At 70.3% G+C, this 1,966-nt stretch carries 2 protein-coding genes; both read right to left on the reverse strand.

Annotation, left to right across the window (positions count from 1 at the left end; translation table 11 throughout):
* The coding region (locus FVW20_RS13785) for a metal ABC transporter permease (RefSeq protein ID WP_196610063.1) at positions 1–802 on the reverse strand (802 nt) is incomplete at its 3' end.
* 8 nt (positions 803–810) lie between these two features.
* A partial coding sequence (locus FVW20_RS13790) for a metal ABC transporter ATP-binding protein (protein ID WP_307831541.1) occupies positions 811–1,966 on the reverse strand: 1,156 nt, incomplete at its 5' end.

Raw genomic sequence — 1,966 nt, forward strand, 5'->3', positions numbered from 1 at the left:
GCCGCTTGGGGGAGAGCCATGCGGCCAGCAGAAACAGCGCGCACGACAGCAGCACCACGGCGGCCCCGGCGGGCACGTCCATGTGCCAGGCCAGCAGCACGCCGCCCACGCCCGACGCCGCCCCGAACAACCCGGCCAGCAGGAACATGCGCCGCAGGCTGTAGGTCAGCTGGTAGGCCGCCGCAGCCGGACTGACCAGCAGGCTGTACACCAGCAGCCCCCCCACGCTGGGCAGGCAGGCCGTCACCGTCAGCCCGGTCTGCACCAGAATGGCGTAGAACACCGCCGTGGCGGGAATGCCCACGGCGGCGGCCACGGCGCGGTGGCAGGCCACGGCCTGGATTTCCTTGAAGAACAGCGCCACCCCCAGCACGGCGATGCCCGCCACTCCCGCCAGCAACCACACATCGGCCTGACGCACGGTAAGGATGGACCCCCAGAACAGGTTCAGGGCCTCGGTCTTGGGGCCGGGCATCAGCCCCATGCACAGCACGGCCACGCCGATCATGGCGGAAAACACCACCCCCACCGCCGTGTCGGGCGAAATTTCGCCCTTGTCGGCCAGCGGCCCGATGACCAGCGCGGAAACCATGCTGGCCGCCAGGGCCACGGGCAGCGCGGGCAAACCGAAGGCCAGGGCCGTCAGCCCCCCGGCAAAGGCCGCATGGGCCAGACATACCCCGATGAAGGTCAGCCGCATGAGCACGGCGAACACCCCGGCCATGGCGCAGGCGACGCCCGCAAGCGCACCGGCGGCCAGCGCGTGGCGCATGAAGGCGTGATCCAGCAGCGAAAGGTCCATGCCTCCTCCTAGAACAGCACCACGGGCCTGCCCTGATGATCGATGACCGAAATGGGCGTGCCGTACAGTTGCGTCAGCCGCACCGCATCCAGGGCCTGCTCCAGCGGGCCGGCCCAGACGATGCGCCCCCCGGCCATGCAGGCCACCCGGTTCACTGCCGATGCTCCAGACTGGCCGGGCATGCCCAACTGGCCAGGCTGGTTACGAGAGTCGGACGAACCCGACGAGCCGGGAGGGCCGGGCGGGGGAGCCAGTGCGTTCAGGTCGTGGGTGATCAGGATGGTGGTCAATGGCGGCCCCGCGCCTGCCGCGCGCTCCCTGTGAATGGAGGTCACCAGCGCCATGATCTCTCGCTGGGCATGCCAGTCCAATGCGGAGGTGGGCTCGTCCAGCAACAGGATGTCCGGCTGCTGGGTCAGGGCTCGGGCAATGGCCGCCCGCTGGCGCTCGCCGCCGGAGCACTGGCCGAACGGACGCTGCGCGAGGTGGGCGATGCCGGTACGCTCCATGTTGGCCAGGGCCTGCGCGCGCAACGCGGCCCCGGGCCTGCGCAACAGCCCCAACCGGCCATAGCCGCCAGTCATCACCGTTTCCAGCACGCTGATGGGCAGACGCGGATCCACGGCGGTCATCTGGGCCACCAGGGCCACCCGGCGGCGCACCCGCCAGGCGCCGGACGCGCACATGTCCTGTCCCAGCACCACGGCGGCGCCGGAACCGGACCTCATGAATCCCGGCCTGACAAATCCGTTGACCAGCCCCAGCAGAGTGGACTTGCCCGCGCCGTTGGGTCCCACCACGGCCAGAAATTCCCCCGCAGGCACGGTCAGGCCGGGCACGTCGAGGATGATCCTGCCGCCAGGGGACACCACAACGTCGCGCAAAAAGACGGCAACATCGGCGGCGACAACGGTGTTGGCGTTAAAGGCGCCTACGGGGAGCGCCTCAATGCTCTCCCCGTCAGGGTTAACGACAACGGGCGGCACCGGTTCGTTTGCCCCACGGCCCTCTGCGGGCGAGGCCAGAAGCTCGCCCGGCACAAGGCAGGGATGGGGACAGGCAAGTGGACACATTCGGGTGCGCGCAAGGGCGGTGCCCAGCGCGGCCAGCATGCGCGCGCCCCACCCCGGCGGCGTGAAGCCGGTTCCGGGCCCTGCCCGCTCG

The sequence above is a fragment of the Nitratidesulfovibrio oxamicus genome, assembly GCF_015731765.1.
GTDB classification, from domain to species: domain Bacteria; phylum Desulfobacterota; class Desulfovibrionia; order Desulfovibrionales; family Desulfovibrionaceae; genus Cupidesulfovibrio; species Cupidesulfovibrio oxamicus.